At 70.4% G+C, this 15,850-nt stretch carries 14 protein-coding genes; 3 read left to right on the forward strand and 11 right to left on the reverse strand.

What is annotated here, in order from left to right; translation table 11 throughout:
- Positions 1-452: 452 nt before the first annotated feature.
- The 5 genes from OHA03_RS02585 to OHA03_RS02605 all read right to left on the reverse strand — a co-directional run bounded on the left by OHA03_RS02585 (position 453) and on the right by OHA03_RS02605 (position 5,154).
- Positions 453-1,736: an aspartate aminotransferase family protein gene (locus OHA03_RS02585; protein WP_267000276.1), complete on the reverse strand. Its 1,284-nt coding sequence runs from the start codon at positions 1,734-1,736 to the stop codon at positions 453-455.
- A complete protein-coding gene (locus OHA03_RS02590) occupies positions 1,733-2,575 on the reverse strand; it encodes a nitrilase-related carbon-nitrogen hydrolase (RefSeq protein WP_267000278.1) in 843 nt (280 codons plus the stop codon). Before OHA03_RS02590 ends, OHA03_RS02585 begins: the two co-directional genes overlap by 4 nt.
- Before the next feature lie 276 nt (positions 2,576-2,851).
- On the reverse strand, positions 2,852-4,255 hold the full coding sequence (locus tag OHA03_RS02595) for a hypothetical protein (RefSeq protein ID WP_267000280.1): 1,404 nt from the start codon (positions 4,253-4,255) through the stop codon (positions 2,852-2,854).
- A 143-nt stretch (positions 4,256-4,398) separates the two neighbouring features.
- Positions 4,399-4,788 carry a PPOX class F420-dependent oxidoreductase gene (locus OHA03_RS02600; protein WP_267000282.1) on the reverse strand — a complete coding sequence of 130 codons (390 nt, stop codon included), beginning with the start codon at positions 4,786-4,788 and terminating at the stop codon, positions 4,399-4,401.
- Positions 4,789-4,881: 93 nt separating this feature from the next.
- On the reverse strand, positions 4,882-5,154 hold the full coding sequence (locus OHA03_RS02605) for a helix-turn-helix domain-containing protein (RefSeq protein ID WP_267000284.1): 273 nt from the start codon (positions 5,152-5,154) through the stop codon (positions 4,882-4,884).
- 75 nt (positions 5,155-5,229) lie between these two features.
- On the opposite strand from OHA03_RS02605, the gene map reads away from it, so the two are divergent.
- The gene (map, locus tag OHA03_RS02610; protein ID WP_267000286.1) at positions 5,230-5,997 is read left to right on the forward strand and encodes a type I methionyl aminopeptidase; all 768 of its coding nucleotides are present in this window, start codon (positions 5,230-5,232) and stop codon (positions 5,995-5,997) included.
- A gap of 56 nt (positions 5,998-6,053) precedes the next feature.
- Here map and ggt read toward each other — a convergent pair whose 3' ends face one another.
- Positions 6,054-7,862: a gamma-glutamyltransferase gene (ggt, locus tag OHA03_RS02615; protein WP_267000288.1), complete on the reverse strand. Its 1,809-nt coding sequence runs from the start codon at positions 7,860-7,862 to the stop codon at positions 6,054-6,056.
- Between the two features lie 103 nt (positions 7,863-7,965).
- On the opposite strand from ggt, the gene OHA03_RS02620 reads away from it, so the two are divergent.
- Positions 7,966-8,709 carry a hypothetical protein gene (locus OHA03_RS02620; RefSeq protein ID WP_267000290.1) on the forward strand — a complete coding sequence of 248 codons (744 nt, stop codon included), beginning with the start codon at positions 7,966-7,968 and terminating at the stop codon, positions 8,707-8,709.
- 75 nt (positions 8,710-8,784) lie between these two features.
- Here OHA03_RS02620 and OHA03_RS02625 read toward each other — a convergent pair whose 3' ends face one another.
- The 5 genes from OHA03_RS02625 to OHA03_RS02645 all read right to left on the reverse strand — a co-directional run bounded on the left by OHA03_RS02625 (position 8,785) and on the right by OHA03_RS02645 (position 14,373).
- Positions 8,785-9,312: a hypothetical protein gene (locus OHA03_RS02625; protein WP_267000292.1), complete on the reverse strand. Its 528-nt coding sequence runs from the start codon at positions 9,310-9,312 to the stop codon at positions 8,785-8,787.
- The gene (locus OHA03_RS02630; RefSeq protein ID WP_267000294.1) at positions 9,309-10,745 is read right to left on the reverse strand and encodes a HAMP domain-containing sensor histidine kinase; all 1,437 of its coding nucleotides are present in this window, start codon (positions 10,743-10,745) and stop codon (positions 9,309-9,311) included. Before OHA03_RS02630 ends, OHA03_RS02625 begins: the two co-directional genes overlap by 4 nt.
- Positions 10,742-11,425, reverse strand: a complete 684-nt coding sequence (locus OHA03_RS02635; protein WP_267000295.1) for a response regulator transcription factor — start codon at positions 11,423-11,425, stop codon at positions 10,742-10,744. The genes OHA03_RS02630 and OHA03_RS02635 overlap by 4 nt, the downstream gene beginning before the upstream one ends.
- Before the next feature lie 99 nt (positions 11,426-11,524).
- Complete coding sequence (murJ, locus tag OHA03_RS02640) at positions 11,525-13,132, reverse strand: murein biosynthesis integral membrane protein MurJ (protein WP_267007906.1); 1,608 nt, start codon at positions 13,130-13,132, stop codon at positions 11,525-11,527.
- A gap of 68 nt (positions 13,133-13,200) precedes the next feature.
- The gene (locus OHA03_RS02645) at positions 13,201-14,373 is read right to left on the reverse strand and encodes a peptidoglycan bridge formation glycyltransferase FemA/FemB family protein (protein WP_267000297.1); all 1,173 of its coding nucleotides are present in this window, start codon (positions 14,371-14,373) and stop codon (positions 13,201-13,203) included.
- 248 nt (positions 14,374-14,621) lie between these two features.
- Here OHA03_RS02645 and OHA03_RS02650 point away from each other — a divergent pair, with 248 nt between their 5' ends.
- A complete protein-coding gene (locus tag OHA03_RS02650) occupies positions 14,622-15,824 on the forward strand; it encodes an Ig-like domain-containing protein (protein ID WP_267007907.1) in 1,203 nt (400 codons plus the stop codon).
- The last annotated feature ends 26 nt before the right edge of the window (positions 15,825-15,850 follow it).

Consider the following 15,850-nt stretch of genomic DNA (forward strand, 5'->3'; position numbering starts at 1 on the left):
GCGGAATGGGTCTACGCACGTAGACAAGGTGCGTGGTGAAGAACGTAGAAGTGGGTTACCCACTGTGGCAATACCACTGCGGCTAACCGCTGAAGACGTTTCCGTTTCCGGGCACGGCATACACCGTCGGCCCAAAGCCGACACCGCGTCACGTCGTATACATCGGTGCGTGGCTGTGGCGGCAGGTGAGCCGTCCGGCGCGACGGGCCGGGTCCGGGTGAGCGGGTCCGCCGTACCCCACGGGGCGAGGCGCGCCGGGGCGCCACGACCGGGAAAGGACGACGGCACCCCCGCTTCGGACCGTGATCAGAGACGGATTCATCGCCCCGGCCGCGGCGTGCGGCCCCGGAGGACGCCGGATTCAGGCGTCCTCCTTCGCGGGTGTCCGGCGGATCGGGGCCGGACACCCGCCGGCCGTGACTCGGGGCCGGGTTGTCGGTGAGTCGGGCTCCTCACTCCACCGCGTGCAACGCGTCGGCAAGGATCCTCGCCCCCTCCTCCGCCTCGGCGATGGACAGCGACAGCGGCGGGGCGATCCGCAGCACACTGGTGTTGTGCCCGCCGCCCTTGCCGAGGAGCAGCCCGCCCTCGCGGGCCGCTTCGAGTACGGCGGTCGCCGCCTCCGGGTTGGCCTCGTCGGTTCCGGGCTTCACCAGCTCGATGCCGATCATCAGGCCCCGGCCGCGCACTTCGCGTACGCACTCCACTCCGGCGCCGATCGCCCGCAGCCGTTCGATGAGCAGTCCGCCGACGCGTCGCGCGTTGCGCTGGAGGTCGTGTTCCAGAAGGTACGAGAGGTTGGCCAGGCCTGCCGCCATGGTGACCGGCGAGCCGCCGAACGTCGAAATGGAGTTGGCGTCCAGGCAGTTCATGACGTCGGCTCGGGCCACGACACCGCCGATCGACATGCCGTTGCCGATGCCCTTGGCGAAGGTGAGCATGTCCGGCGGGCCGTTACGGTCGTGCGCCTGCCAGCCCCAGAAGTGTTCGCCGGTACGGCCCCAGCCGGTCTGCACCTCGTCGGAGATCCACAGGATGCCGTGCCGGCTGAGCACTTCACGGAACGCGGCGAACAGGCCGTCGGGCGGGGAGGTGAATCCACCGACGCCCTGGATGGGTTCGGCGATCAGCGCGGCGGCACCACGGGTGTGCCCGAGCAGATCCTCCAGATCGGCCACGCACGCCTTGATGAACTGTGCGTCGCTGAGTTCCGCGTACGGTCCCCGGGTGCGGACGCCGCCGTGGACGTAGAGCGTCTGCAGCGGGGACAGACTCGTGGGCGACCAGGCCTTGTTACCGGTGATGGAGACGGCCGAGAACGACCTGCCGTGGTAGCTGTTGCGCATCGCCAGGATCTGGTTCGAGCTGCGGTACGTGGTGGCGAGCAGCAGGGCCGTGTCGTTGGCCTCGGTGCCGGAGGTGGTGAAGAAGACCCGGGCGTCCGGGATGCCGGAGAGCGTGGCGATGCGCTCGGCGAGTTCGACCATCGGCCGGTTGAGGTAGAGCGTCGAGGAGTGGATCAACCGCCCGGCCTGCTCACTGACCGCCTTGGTCACTTCTGGCAGGGCGTGTGCGGTCATCGTGGTGAGGATGCCGCCGAAGAAGTCGAGGTAACGGTTGCCGTCCGCGTCCCAGACATGGCGGCCCTCGCCGTGGGTGAGCTCCAGGGGGTGCCGGTAGTAGAGCGCGAGCCAATCGGGGCTGACGGCGAGATGGCGGTGGTGCAGGCTGTTCACGGCTCCACCAGTCCTTCGTACGCGTCGGGGCGGCGGTCCCGGTAGAACGCCCACTGCTGGCGCACCTCCTCGATGAGACCGAAGTCGAGGTCGCGGACCAGGAGTTCCTCCTCCTTGTCGCTGGCAACCTCCCCGACGAACTGGCCGCGCGGGTCCACGAAGTAGCTGGTTCCGTAGAAGTCGTTGTCGCCGTACTCCTCCTGACCGACGCGGTTGATCGCGGCGATGAAGTATTCGTTGGCGACGGCGGACGCCGGTTGTTCCAGCTGCCAGAGGTAGCTGGACAGGCCTCGCGAGGTGGCCGACGGGTTGTACACCAACTGGGCTCCGTTGAGACCGAGTTGACGCCACCCTTCGGGGAAGTGCCGGTCGTAGCAGATATAGACGCCGACCTTGCCGACAGCGGTGTCGAAGACCGGCCAGCCGGCGTTTCCGGGCTTGAAGTAGTACTTCTCCCAGAACCCCTTGACCTGCGGGATGTGGTGCTTGCGGTACTTGCCGAGGTACGAGCCGTCGGCGTCGATCACGGCGGCGGTGTTGAAATAGAAGCCGGACTGCTCGATCTCGAAGACCGGCACGACGATCACCATGCCCGTCTCACGGGCGAGCTCCTGCATCCGCCGGACGGTCGGCCCGTCCGGGACGGCCTCGGCCCAGCGGTAGTGCTCGGGCTCCTGGACCTGGCAGAAGTAGGGGGCGTTGAACACCTCCTGGAAGCCGATGATCTTCGCCCCCTGCCGGGCGGCCTCGCGAGCATGCTCCTCGTGCTTGGCGATCATGGATTCGGTGTCGCCGGTCCAGGTCGCCTGGACGAGTGCGGCGCGTACGACGTGGGACATGAGCTGCTCCTTCGACGCGGCGTCAGAGAGCCTCTACGCGTTTTCTACGCACGTAGATTCGGTGCATAGGAGGAGAACGTAAGCCCCGCCACACGGCGGGGCAAGACCATCGCCGTGAACCGGCTGAGTCGATCACGTTTCATACCCGTGCGGTCCACACTTTCCAACACCTCGCGCCCCGGGCGCACGCTCAGGCCTCAAGGGCAGCACCGTCCCCCACCCCGTGTCCGCACCACATGGCGCCACCTCCACGGACCGGGCCTCACCGGATGCCCTCTAGGGGGTGTCCGCGATGCCCGCGACGCGCAGGGCGTGCACCAGGTCCCACTCCCGCTCCGGTGACACCGCACGGGCGGCGGCGAGCAGTTGCGGAACGAGTTGGCGCGGATCGCCCGCCGCGATCAGGGCCGCATCCTCCGGGGTGCGCACGCGGACGAAGGCACCCATCAGCGCCTGCGCCTCCGGTTCGAGACCTGCCCGGTCCAGAGCGAGCACGGCGTCGGCGATCTCCGCCGCGGGGCGCGCCACCCCTTGGCGCAGCAGCTGTCCGCAGTCGTCGGTGCGGCCCGCCGCGGCCAGTGCACCGGCTGCGGCGGCCAGCTCGACGGGTGGCAGCGAGGACACCTCCCAGAGCAGGGTCGCCCAGTCGGCCGCCAGACCGGACCTGTGCAGTTCCACGGCGAGCAGGGGGAGCCGGTCGGCGGGCCAGCCGGCCGCCTCGCACAGCACGCCATGAGCCTCTCCGCTGCGGCCCTCCGTACGGAGTCGGACGAGCATGTCAACGGCCTCGGTGGCGGCGCGTTGCGCGACGGGGTCCGGGGCGGGCCGGGCGGACGTGCGGCCCCGGGCGTCGGCGTCCGCCGCGGTGGGGGCGCCCCCGAAACGCGCGCCGCGCGGGACGGCTGCGTTCGTCGGCGGGACGGGGAGCACGGGGACGGCGAGCGGGGCGTCGACGCCGGTGTCGTCGTCCACCTCGAGTCCGGCGAAACGGGCGCCGCGCGGCTTCTTGCGCTTGGGGGCGGTGGGTTGGGGCCGGCCGGGGGCGGAGGACGACGGTCCGGCGGCAGGGGGCTGCCGGGCCGCGGGGGCCCGCTCGCTTCCGGCTGCGGGGCCGGGTGCGGTGCGCGGGCCGGGCACCCGTCGCCTCGCAGGTTCGGCAGGGGACTCCTCCTCCGCCCGGAACCACCCCTGCGGCACGGTCACGGCCGACAGCCGCTTGCGCAGTTCCGTGCAGCGGGCCGAGGCGCGCGTGTGGTCGTCCCGGGCCCATGCCAGTGTGTCCGGGTCCGGCGGCTGCGCGCCGTTGTTCACCCCGGCCGCGCGCACCCGCTGGGCAGCGTAGGCCTGCTCGCGGAGCATCAGCTCCAGCCGCTCGACGAGTGCCTGCCGTCCGCCCGGCCGCCGGTCGTGGGCGGCGGCCGATGCGGAGTACAGCGCGGCGGCGCGTACCGACTCGCGTTCAGCGAACCCCGTGCCGCGCTCGCCGGCCAGGTCCTGCAGCAGCGACTCCACCACGTCCCACGGCGGGATCTCCGCCCCGTCGAGGCAGGCCCGCATGCCTGCGGGATCGCGTCGGCAGAACACCCCGTACCAGCCGCGTCCCGGGTCGAGCAGGGCTGTGAGGTTCCGCAGGTATTGCGCGAACTCGACTACTTCTCCAGCAAGTTGATGCACTGTCATCGTCGCCCTCACCCACCGTCGACTGGAGCACTCCAGTCCGCAGGCATTCGACCGCAGGCGTGTTACGGGACGGCTACGCGCACTTTTCGGCGAGGGTGCGGTCGGCGCACCACCGCGACCGCGCGCCCCCGCAGCGGGCCGGGTCAGAAGGTGACGGCGATCCCGATGTGCGGGCGCTTGCCGAGCCGGACAACGGTCGCCGGCCAGTCGACCAGCCAGAACTTCCAGGTGTACTTGCGGGCGAGCAGCTGGCGCACCGCACGCGTCCCCGCCTCGTCGAGCAGCCGCGCCGTTCCCTCGGCGCTCGGCGCCACCTCCGCGATCCGGCCGCGCACGTCGCAGACGGTGACGACGACCCGGCTGTCGTTGCGCAGCCGTTTCACCTTCCACGAGTCGGCGCGGGTCCAGACGAACAGCTCGTCGGCGTCGGCCGCCGCCCACACGGGCGTGGCAACGGCGGTGCCGTCCTTCCGGTACGTGGTCAGGCTGACGTACGCGCTGCGGGCGAAGTCCTGCAAGATCCGGGAAGTCACGGCGGTGACCCTACGCGCCCCGGCACCGGGAACGCACCCCCCGCGGGTGGCGACCGGTCGACTGGCGCGGGCCGCGCCCTCAAGGATCTGCGGTCAGCCGGCCAGCGGGACGGCCACGTCCGGTTCCGGGGCGCAGCGGATCAGCAGCTCGTCCATGGAGAGGCCGAGCGCCCCGGCCAGTGCCGCGACGGTGAAGAACGCGGGGGTCGGGGCGCGCCCCGTCTCGATCTTGCGCAGCGTCTCGGCGGAGATGCCGGCGCTCGCGGCGATCTCGACCATACTGCGGGTGCCTCGCGCCTCGCGGAGCAGTCGGCCGAGCCGTTCGCCGCGCAGGCGTTCTTCCGGGGTCAGGGGCGTTCGTACCATGCCACCAGTCTAGTACTGCCGTTATTCTCATACCGCCGTTATTCTCATACCGGTTTTACCGGTATAGTAATTGGCATGGTTCAGCTCAAGACGGATACATCCATAGAGGCGATGCGCGAGGCGGGCCGGGTCGTGGCCCGGCTGCTGGCGGCCGTACGGGAGGCGGCGGCGGTCGGTGTGTCACTGCGCGAGCTCGACGAGGTGGCGCGCGAAGTGCTGCGTGAAGCGGGCGCCGGGTCGCCGTTCCTGAACTACAAGCCGCATTTCGCGCCCACCCCGTTCCCCGGCGTGATCTGCGCGTCCGTCAACGACGCGATCGTGCACGGCATCCCGGCCGACCAGCGGCTGCGCGACGGCGATCTGGTGAGCATCGACGCGGGCGCGACGCTCGGCGGCTGGGTCGGCGACTCGGCGATCAGCTTCACCGTCGGCCGTGCCCGGCCCGCCGACACCCGGCTGATCGACACGGCCTTCGAGGCGCTGGAGGCGGGGATCGCGGCGGCGGTCGTCGGCAACCGGATCGGCGACATCGCGCATGCGATCGGCACGGTCTGCCGGACGGCCGGATACGGCATCCCGGAAGGCTTCGGCGGCCATGGTGTGGGCCGGTCCATGCACGAGGACCCGGCCGTCCCCAACGAGGGACGACCGGGTCGCGGCATGCCGCTGCGACACGGGATGGTGCTGGCGATCGAGCCGATGCTGATCGGCAGCGGCCGGGACGCGTTCCACCCCGACCGGGACGGCTGGACGCTGCGCACGTCCGACGGCAGCCGGGCGGCGCACGCCGAGCACACGGTGGCGATCACGGATGCGGGACCCCGCATCCTCACCGCGCTCTGACACCGTCGCACGAAGCACCCCGAACCCGCTGCGGGCACCCTGCTATTGACGCTCGGTCATGGGTTTCCGCTCGGTTTCACGACCATCGCCGAACCACCGCCCCGCCGGACCTTCTCCGCCGCGGCGAGCCACCGCCCGTCCGGCAGCCGCTGCACACCCGTGGCCGCCCCGATCTCGGGGTTGAGCTTGAAGGCGTGCCCCAGCGACTCCAGCTCGCTCCGTAGCGGACTGTTCCACAGCCCCGGTTCGAGCTCCGTCGTCGGCGAGTTGCGCTGGCTGGCGCGTGGCGCCGCGATCGCGTCGACCAGCGGAAGGCCCCGGTCGACCGTGCCGATGAGCGACTGGAGCACGGTGGTGATGATCGTGGCACCGCCCGGCGACCCCAGAGCCAGCACCGGCTGCCCGTGCTTCAGCACGATCGTCGGCGAGATCGACGACCGCGGCCGCTTGCCCGGACCCGGCAGATTCGGGTCGTGCACCGCCGGGTCGGCGGGGGCGAACGAGAAGTCCGTCAGCTCGTTGTTGAGCAGATAGCCGCGCCCCGGCACGGTGAGGGCACTGCCGCCGGTCTGCTCGATGGTCAGGGTGTACGCGACGACGTTGCCCCACTTGTCGGCGGCCGTCAGATGCGTGGTGTTCTCCCCTTCGTACGTCGTCGGGGCGGCCGTTCCGCGGTTCGCGCAGTCGGCCGGGTGGCGCGGGTCGCCGGGGGCGAGCGGGCTGGTCAGCACCGCGTCGTCCTTGATGAGGCACTCCCGCGAGTCGGCGTACCGCTGACTGAGCAGGTCGCGCGTCGGTACGTCCTCGAACGCCGGGTCGCCGACCCACCGCCCGCGGTCCGCGAACGCGATCCGGCTCGCCTCGATGTAGCGGTGCAGGTACTGCGCCTCGGTTGCCCGCGAAAGGTCCGTGGACTCAAGGATGTTGAGGGCCTCGCCCACACTCGTACCGCCGGACGAGGACGGCGCCATGCCGTACACGTCGAGGCCGCGGTAGCCGACCTTCGTCGGCGCCCGCCGCACTGCCCGGTAGGACCGCAGGTCCCTCGCCGTGAGGTCGCCGGGGCGCACCACCCGGGTCGCCTCCGGGTCGACGGGCGGATTGCGCACGGTCCGTACGACATCGTCGGCCAGGTCGCCGCGGTACAGCTCGTCGATGCCCTCGCGGCCCACCTTCTCGTACGTACGGGCAAGATCCGGGTTCTTGAAGACGGAGCCGACCACCGGCAGCTGCCCGCCCGGCAGGAAGAGCTTCGCGGTGTCCGGGAAGTCGGCGAACCTGGCCTGGTTGCCCTCCGTCTGCGAACGGAACGTGGAGTCGACGACGAAACCGTCCCGGGCAAGACGTTCGGCCGGCTTCAGCAGCCTGCCCAGCGACTTGCTGCCCCAGGCGTCGAGGGCGGTGCCCCAGGTGGCCGGGGTGCCGGGCGTGCCCACGCCCAGACCGCTGGTGACGGCGTCCGCGAAGGCGAGGGGCTTCCCGTTCTCCAGGAAGAGCGAGGAGTCCGCGCTGCGCGGGGCGGTCTCGCGGCCGTCGATGGTCTCCACGGTGTGCTTCTTGGCGTTGTAGTAGACGAAGTAGCCGCCCCCGCCGATGCCCGCCGAGTACGGCTCGGTCACGCCGAGGGCGGCCGCGGTCGCCACAGCGGCGTCGACGGCGTTGCCGCCCTCGCGGAGCACCTCGATCCCGGCGGCCGTCGCGTCCGCGTCGACACTGGCGACCGCGCCGCCATATCCCACCGCGACGGGCGACTTGGGCGGTGGCACGGCCGATGGCGACGAAGAGGACGGTGCGGCCGCGCCGACCGTGACGACAGCGGCGAGCACACTTAAGAACGACACATTCCGTGCGACTGAACGTCGCATGCGCACCTCCAGTGAAGGATCGTCCGCGCAGGGTAACGCCGCCTCACCGGTCTCGTCAGGGCCACCGTGAACATGGTCCGAATGACCGCTAACATGCCCGCCCATGACTGACGACGTACGCAACATCGTGCTGGGCGTGATAGCCGCCGGCATCAGCGCCGCCCTCGGCTGGGCGGCTCGCACCTATCTCTGGCGCCGCAGACTCCGACGGAAGCAGGCGTTCTTCGGGCTGCCCGGGAACTCCGAGTGCCTGCTCGTCGTCAACCGCGACGCGGGCGGCGACGGCGCCGTCCACCGGCACGACGTCTTCGCCCTGCTCGAACTCTCCGCGCTGATCAAGGACTGTTCGGCGCACGCCCAGATCGTGTCCCACGACACCGCCCAGCAGGGCTTCGGCGAGCGCACCGAGTTCTGCGTGGGCGGGCCGGTCTCCAACCGCCGGATGGCCGCCCATCTGCATTCCCTGCTGCCCGGTGTGAAGGTGAACACCGAGCCGGAGGCGGGCCCGGACCGTGGCGCCTTCCAGATCGGCACGGAGCGCTACCGGGCGGAGAAGGGAATCAGCGAGCACGTTCTGCTCGCCAGACTGACGGCCGGTCAGGATGCCCGGCCGGTCTTCCTGTTCTGCGGACAGCAGGCGATCACCAACCAGGCGGCGTCCCGTTACCTGGCCCGCAACTACGAGAAGCTGTCCCGCAAGCACGGCAACAACACGTTCTGCCTGCTGCTCAAGGTGGTCAACTCGCAGGCTTACGGCCCCGATGTGGTGGAGTTGGTCGCCGACGTGACGCGCGCCGCGCAGACGCCCGTACCGGCACAGCGCACTTCGCACCGCGCGTCGAGCTGATCCGCCCTCGGGTCCGGGCCGCGCCCGCCCGGCCTCCCCTGCTCCCCCATCCCTGTGCAGGGGGCGGTCAGGTGATCAGAAGGAGCAGCGGACCGGCCCGATGGATCCGTCGGTTCCGGACACCGTCACTTTCGTGCCCTGCTCGGCGCCGCGCGCGTGCGCGATGGTGCAGATCAGCTGCTGCCGGGCCAGTTCAGAGAGCTGGTTGACGGTGGACTCGAGCCGGACCCGCACTCCCTCCCGACCCATGCGCACGAGCATCTCGCCGCGGATCATGGGAAGTTCGGTCCGCAGGCCGGCCCTCTTCTCCGCCGGGGAAGGACCGCTGAACAGCATGGAGAGCTCCTTGCCCCAGCTCTGCGACCCCTCCCCCGTTCCCGCGGATGTCGTGTCCACCGGGCTGTCGACCTGCCGTACGACGGGAAGCAGTCCGCCCCGGGACGACGGCGAGATGAAGTACAGCACCGTACCCGCCCGAGCGCCCGGGGCCACCTGAACGGTTGCCGAATCGCCGACCTCGACCACGTCCGTGGACCGGATGCCGCACCCGGTGGCCAGCAGCACGAAGGGCAGCAGAGCGCCGAGTACCCGCTCTCGCCTCATGCCCCCTCCAGCGGAAGCTCGACCGTGAACACGGCACCGCCGTCGGGCCTGTTGGCGCCGTGCACGGTGCCGCCGTGCAATCGTACGTTCTCCTGCGTGATCGCCAGTCCGAGCCCGCTGCCCGCCGACCGGGTCCGCGCCTCGTCGGCCTTGTAGAACCGGTCGAAGATGTGCGGCAGGACGGCCGGGTCGATCCCGGGGCCACTGTCCTCGACCTCCGTCACCAGCCAGTCCGCCCCGTCCCGCCGCTCGGTCCGCAGCCGTACCCGGACGGGCTCCGCGCCGTGCCGCAGGGCGTTGCCGACCAGATTGGCGACGATCACATCGAAGCGGGGCGGGTCGAGCACCCCCCGTATTCCGTCCGGGAGTTCGGTGGCGACCTGTCCCTCCCAGCGTCTGGCCTGCAGGGTCTTACGGATCGTCTCGGCGACGTCGACCTCGTCGAGGTGGAGGCCCGCGGCCTTCGCGTCGAAGCGGGAGATCTCCATCAGGTCGTCGACGAGCGTGGCCAGCTTCCCCGTCTCCGCACTGATCAGCCGGACGGCCGCCGCGGTGTCGGCGTTCAGATGGGCGGCATCCTCATCGAGGACCTCGGTGACGGCAAGCATCCCGGCGAGCGGGGTGCGCAGCTCGTGCGAGACGTCGGAAGCAAAGCGCCGGGCCCGTGCCTCCGCCCGTTGGAGCTCCTCCACGGACTGCTGGAGCTTGGTGGACGATTCGTTGAACGTCCAAGCCAGTTCAGCGAGTTCGTCGGATCCCTTCACCTCGATACGGGTGTCGAGCTCGCCCCGTCCGATTCCGGCGGCGGCCCGGCGCAGATCACGGACCGGGCGCAGCACGCTGCGGGCGGCCAGCAGGGCCGGCACCAGCGCGATGAGGAGGGCGGGCAGGGCGCCGTCGCGAGCCGCGGTGACCATGGCATTGACATTGGCCTCCTCGGGGTGGAGCGGCATCACCGCGAAGAGGACGAGACCGGTGCGCTGCGGGCCGTTACCCCGGTCGAACATCGCGGGCATCCCGATCGTCAGCCAGGGCTCGTCGTTCTTGACGACCCGCTGGAACGAGGCGTGTGCGTTGGTGCGGGCAGCGGCGCGCAGTTCGGGTGTGATCACGTTCGAGGTGGACCGGTCCGACGACGAGACCCGCAGGTCCGCATATTCGGCGAAGACGATCCAGGTGTGCGGCTTGCCTTCCCGGGCGAGGGTCCGGCACACCTGCTGCAGCTGGGCCGCGTCCAACGGGAGGGTCACCGTCTGCGCGGTGACCCGGTCGCGGAACTGGGCGACCGCGGTGTCCTGCGCCTGCTGAAGGATCGCGGACCGGGCCTCGCGGTAGGTCAGGGTCGCAGTGGTGATCGCGCTGATCGCAGCGACCAGAAGAAATGCCGATATGAGACGGGTCCGCAGACCGAACCGGGCGCCGAGAACCTTCATGCGAGCGGCCCGAACCGGTAGCCGAAACCGCGGACGGTCTGAATGTACCGGGGGCTGCCCGCCACATCCTCGATCTTCTGCCGCAACCGCCGTACACACGCGTCGACCAGTCGCGCGTCGCCGTGGTAGCTGTGCTCCCAGACGTACTCGAGCAGCTGCTGCCTGCTGAACACCTGCTCGGGAGAGGCCGACAGATGCAGCAGCAGCTTCAGTTCAGACGGGGCGAGCAGGATCCGCTCCCCCGCCTTGGCGACGGACAACCCGGAACGGTCCACCGCCAGTTCACCGTGGAACTCGATGCCGCTGCGCCCGGCTGGTTCGGCGAGCCGCCGCAGCACGGCCCGGATCCTGGCCTCGATCACTTCGGTGCGGGCCGGCTTGACGATGTAGTCGTCCGCGCCGGCCTCCAGCCCGACGACCACATCGAAGTCGTCCCCACGGGCGGTCAGCATGATGATCGGCAGCTGGCTGGACTCCCGTATGCGACGGCAGACCTGGACGCCGTTCATGCCGGGCAGCATCAGGTCGAGGAGGACGAGATCGGGCCGGAACTCCGCCAGCGCGCCGAGTCCCGCCTCGCCGGTCTCCACGGCCCGGAGCTCATGACCGCGCCTTCGCAGCCCGAGCTCCACCCCTTCACGTACGGAAGGGTCGTCTTCGATCAACAGCACACGCGGCATGGCATCAGTATCCCAACGATCGCTATCGAGCCGACCGGCACAGCCGGGCCGTCCGGCACCATCAAGGACAGAGCGGCCGCCGGCCGACCCCGGCGCCCCCTACCGCCGCAACCGCCCCCGCCCCGCAGCCAGCACGGCACTGACCTCGGCGAGCCGCAGCGGCCGTGCCAGCGCCCCCACCACCCCCAGAAGCACCATCACCCCCGCCGCCGCTGCCACCACGTCGCCGGAACCGTCGCATGCACGAGCCGCCCCGTACCCGAGCGCCCCCGCGGGCACACACGCCACCACCAGCCGCACATGCGCCCACAGTCCGGGCGACCGCCACAGTGGAGACCGCCGCTCACCGGATCCGCCCGACACCCTGCGATTCAGCACATACGCGGTGACCGCGAACCCCGCGAACAACGCCACCGAGTACGCCGCGGCCATCCCCGTCACCGCCCACCGCGCGGGCAGCAACAGATACGCGACACCGGACAGCCCCGCGTTGAACGCCGCGATCACCAGGTTCAGAAGGAACGGCGTACGGGTGTCGCCCATCGCGTAGAAACCCCGGGACAGCACGTACTGCCCGGAGAACGCAATCAGTCCCGGCGCGAATGCCGTCATCATCCCCGCCATCACCGTGATGTCGGCGGCGCCGGTACGTCCGTACCCGAACACGGCCCCCATCACCCACGGCGCGAGCGCGAACAGCGCACCCGCTGCGGGCACCACCACCGCGGCCGTCGTCCGCAGCGCGTACGAGACATCGCGACGCACCCCGGCCAGATCGCCGTCGGCCGCCGCCCGGCTCATCCGCGGCATCAGCGCGGTGACGAGCGAGACTGTCACGATGCCCTGCGGCACCACCCACAGCTGGTAGGCGTAGCTGTACGCGGTATAGCCCGCGCCGCCCACCACGCCCTGCTCCACGGCGTGCTGCCCGGTGAGGGTGGAGAGCCGCGTCACCACCCAGTAGGCGACCTGGTTCGTCAGTACCAGCATCACGAGCCAGCCGGCCGATCGCAGCGGCCGGGTGAGGCCGCTCCCCCGCCAGTCGAACCGGGGCCGCCAGCGAAACTTCGCGGCCCGCAGGGCGGGCACCAGGGCCAGCGTCTGCACGGCGATCCCGGCCGTCGTCCCCCACCCCAGCAACTGGGCATGCGCGGGGGTCAGCGTGCCGTCGGAGCCTGCCGCGACGCCCAGATACAGTCCGAACACGGCAATGATCACAAGGTTGTTGAGGACCGGTGTCCACATCATCGCGCCGAACCGGTCGCGGGCGTTCAGTACTTGACCGAGGAGCGTGAACAGCCCGTAGAAGAGGATCTGCGGCAGGCAGTAACGGGCCAGCGCGATCGTGAGCTCCGCCCGCTCGCCCGAGTAGGGGGTGTAGACAGCGACGATCAGCGGGGCGCCGGCGACAGCGAGCCCGGTGAGGGCGACGAGGCCGACCGCACAGGCGGTGAGCAGTCGGTCGGTGTACGCGGCGCCTCCGTCGGCGTGTTCCTTGGCGGCCCGCACCAGTTCCGGGACAAACACCGCGTTGAGGGCCCCGCCGATGAGAAGCATGTAGAGGATGTTGGGGACGGTGTTGGCGACCGTGTACCCGTCGGCCTGGAGTCCGGTGCCGAGCGCGGCGACGACGACCGCCGAGCGTATGAACCCGGTGGCGCGCGAGACGACCGAGCCGGCTGCCATGACGGCGCCGCTGCGCAGCACCGGCCCCGACCTGTCCGTCGCTGTCCTCTGCTCGTCCTCTGCGACCTCTCCGGTCGCCTCGGTGGCGGTCACCGGCGCGCCAAGTACGCCTGGAACGCGCGGTACAGCGTGTTGTTGGCGGCTCCGCCCACTGATGTCTCCCACTCTCCGAGGGTCTCGACGACCTGTCCGCCGGTGCCGAGCTTCCAGCGCAGCAGTCCGAAGGCGCGGTCGTCGGGGTCGAGGGTGGAGGCTACCCCGCGCATGTCGTACACCTCGGCGCCGAGAGCCAGCGCATCGAGCATCATCTGCCACTGGAGGGCGTTGCTGGGGCGGACCTCGCGGCGGTGGTCGGCGGACGCGCCCGTCTGGTACCAGACCCGCCGCCCGGTGCTGATCATGGTGTGTGCGGCAAGGATCTCGCCCTCGTGGACGGCGAGGTAGAGATGCATCCGGCCGGGCTGTTCGGCGTTGAGCACGGCGTACTGCCGCTGGTAGTAGGCGAGGGAGCGGCCGAGACGGAAGCCGTCCCGCTCCTCCGTGATCCGCAGCAGCCGGTGGAACTCGGGCAGTTCGGCCGCACCGCCGACGACGATCCGGACACCGCACTTCTGGGCCTTGCGGACGTTGCGGCGCCACTCCTGGTTGAGCCCCGCCCACAGGTCGTCGGGGGTGCGTCCGGCGAGCGGCACCTGGAAGACATGGCGCGGCTGGGCGTCGGCGTCGTTCCCGGCGTCGCCGTCCCCGCCGCACCGGTGCCAGCCGCGTGCCCGGAGCCGTTCGGCGACGGCGGTGCCGAGCGGGTCCACCTCGGTCGCCAGGACGTCCCCGACCTTCCGACGGGGCCCGGTGGCCGCCTTGAGCCGGGCGGTGTCCCAGCGGCGGTAGGCCGGTGACGGGCCGATCCGTACGGCGAAGGCACCGGCCTTCCGCAGATGCGCCATCAATGGCAGCAGCCAGCGGTCGATTTCGGGATCGGCCCAATCGGCCACCGGTCCTTCCGGCAGATAGGCAAAGTATTTCCGGGTACCGGGGAATTGCCGGTAGAGCACGAGAGCACTGCCGTCCAATTCACCGCTGCCGCCGTGCCATCCGACCATTTCCGACTTCCATTGATCCTTCACCTCGGCCCAGGACGGATACTGCAGAAAGCTCGCCCCGGCGCGCGCGGTCACACATGCCCGGTGCTCGGCAGCGGTGAGACTGCGTATCCGTAGCCCCTGTTCACCTCTGCGGTCACCGGTCGCGAGCAGCGCTGACATGTCCGTGGCCCTCCCCTGGTCCCTCCCGGCCGACGGCTCGGCGGGGCTGTAAAGGATGTTCACAGCGGCCCATGACGGGTCCGCGCGGCGAATGTGACCGGACGATGACCGTTGTGCTGCGTTCCTTGTCATACAAGGGAGTCCATGGTTTTCCCGGTATTTGCGGAACCTATGGTCGAGTACATGCCTCTCCACCGATGAGAAGCACTGCCATGGAGGTTTTTCCGTTGATCTCTGTATGCCGGCGCATACGCCGCACCACCTCGCTCGCCCGCCCGGCCCGGCTGACTCTGATCGCAGGTACGGCGGTGCTCGGCGCCGCCCTCACCGCCTGCTCGGGCGCCGCCGCATCGGACTCGGGTTCCGGGTCCGGTGATGATGCCGGGCCCGCCAGGACTCCGGACACCAGGATCACGGTGAACCTCCAGGGCACGAAGGCCGCCGCGGGCAAGCCGGTGACGGTGACGCTGGCCGACGGGAAGCTGAAGACCGTGAAGGTGACCGCCGCCGAGGGTGACGCGCTCACCGGCCGGATATCCGGCGACGGCCGGACCTGGACGTCGGACCGGGTCGCCGCACCCGGTACCGAGTACAGCGTCGAGGCCACGGACACCGGAGGCGGCACCGACCACGCGGGGTTCTCGACCGTCGACGCCGACAAGGTCAACAAGCTGACGCTCGCCCCCGGCAAGAACACCACGGTCGGCATCGCCCAGCCGCTGTCGATCGTCTTCGACAACCCGGTGAAGGACAAGGCCGCGGTCGAGCGGGGGCTGAAGGTCAGCACGTCGAACACCACCGAGGGGTCCTGGGGCTGGCTGCAGGACTACTCCGGCAAGGACAGGATCGACTGGCGGCCCAAGGAGTACTGGAAGTCCGGTACGCGCGTCACGCTCGACGCCGATCTGAACGGCATCGACTCGGGCCCGGCCGGCGGCTGGTTCGTGCGTGACTACGCGACGACATTCACGATCGGCCGCAACCAGGTGGTCAAGGTCGACCTCGACCGGCACCGGCTGGCGTTGCACCGGGACGGAAAGACGGTCATGGACGTGCCCATGTCGGCGGGCACCCCGGGCGGGGACAGGGCGTCCTGGCGGGGCACGGCCGTACTGATGGCGAAGGAGGGCACGATCAACATGCGCTCCGAGACGGTAGGCCTGGGCGACGCGTACGACAAGATGGTCGACTCTTCGATGCGGCTGACCTGGTCGGGGATGTACGCCCATGCCGCGCCGTGGAACGCCGCGTATTTCGGGGTCGCCAACCACAGTTCCGGCTGCGTGGGGATGAGCGACGCGAACGCCGCGGAGCTGTACCAGAAGGCGCAGGTCGGCGACCCGTTCGAGATCACCGGCGCGGACGCCAAGGGCACGGTCGCGGAGGGCAACGGCTACGGGGCGTGGAATGTGTCCTGGTCCGACTGGCAGGCGAAGAGCGCTCTCGACTGATCCGCGAGTCCGCGACAGCTCCGACG

The sequence above is a fragment of the Streptomyces sp. NBC_00154 genome, from assembly GCF_026342835.1.
Classification (GTDB): Bacteria; Actinomycetota; Actinomycetes; order Streptomycetales; family Streptomycetaceae; genus Streptomyces.

Coding starts and splice junctions, on each gene's coding strand:
- OHA03_RS02590 (WP_267000278.1), bottom strand. CDS start 2,575: ATGTCCCACGTCGTACGCGCCGCACTCGTCCAGGCGACCTGGACCGGC.
- OHA03_RS02595 (WP_267000280.1), bottom strand. CDS start 4,255: ATGACAGTGCATCAACTTGCTGGAGAAGTAGTCGAGTTCGCGCAATAC.
- OHA03_RS02605 (WP_267000284.1), bottom strand. CDS start 5,154: ATGGTACGAACGCCCCTGACCCCGGAAGAACGCCTGCGCGGCGAACGG.
- map (WP_267000286.1), top strand. CDS start 5,230: ATGGTTCAGCTCAAGACGGATACATCCATAGAGGCGATGCGCGAGGCG.
- ggt (WP_267000288.1), bottom strand. CDS start 7,862: ATGCGACGTTCAGTCGCACGGAATGTGTCGTTCTTAAGTGTGCTCGCC.
- OHA03_RS02620 (WP_267000290.1), top strand. CDS start 7,966: ATGACTGACGACGTACGCAACATCGTGCTGGGCGTGATAGCCGCCGGC.
- OHA03_RS02625 (WP_267000292.1), bottom strand. CDS start 9,312: ATGAGGCGAGAGCGGGTACTCGGCGCTCTGCTGCCCTTCGTGCTGCTG.
- OHA03_RS02630 (WP_267000294.1), bottom strand. CDS start 10,745: ATGAAGGTTCTCGGCGCCCGGTTCGGTCTGCGGACCCGTCTCATATCG.
- OHA03_RS02635 (WP_267000295.1), bottom strand. CDS start 11,425: ATGCCGCGTGTGCTGTTGATCGAAGACGACCCTTCCGTACGTGAAGGG.
- OHA03_RS02645 (WP_267000297.1), bottom strand. CDS start 14,373: ATGTCAGCGCTGCTCGCGACCGGTGACCGCAGAGGTGAACAGGGGCTA.